Source organism: Streptomyces sp. SID1328 (assembly GCF_009865595.1).
Taxonomy (GTDB): domain Bacteria; phylum Actinomycetota; class Actinomycetes; order Streptomycetales; family Streptomycetaceae; genus Streptomyces; species Streptomyces griseoluteus.
Window position 1 is genome coordinate 1 of sequence record NZ_WWKH01001017.1, and the last position, 396, is coordinate 396.

At 76.0% G+C, this 396-nt stretch carries 1 protein-coding gene; it reads left to right on the forward strand.

Going from position 1 to position 396, the window contains the following annotated elements:
- Positions 1-168 precede the first annotated feature (168 nt).
- A partial coding sequence (locus GT030_RS32730) for a MerR family transcriptional regulator (protein ID WP_161204172.1) occupies positions 169-396 on the forward strand: 228 nt, incomplete at its 3' end.

Genomic DNA, 396 nt, shown 5'->3' on the forward strand with positions numbered 1-396 from the left:
GCAGTCGTCCCCGGCCCGAGCCACGGGTGGCGCGGCGGGGGCGGGCGGGGACGGGTTCGAGCTCATGACCTGGCTCCTCGGGTGGGACGGTCAGGTCATCGTGGGAGCCGGTACCGGGCGCCGACAACTCGCATCGTTTCTGCGTCGTTCCCGGCGTAGAGTCGACGTATGGACGACGAAGCCCCCGGCGCCGGGCTGACCACCGGCGCCCTGGCCCGCAGGCTCGGTGTCTCGCCCACCACCCTGCGGTCCTGGGACCGCCGCTACGGCCTCGGCCCGGCCGCCCGCACCGACGGCAGACACCGCCGCTGGACCCCGGACGACGTGGCCGTGCTGGAGGCGATGTGCCGCCTGACCTCGTCCGGCGTACCCCCCGCCGAGGCCGCCCGCACCGCC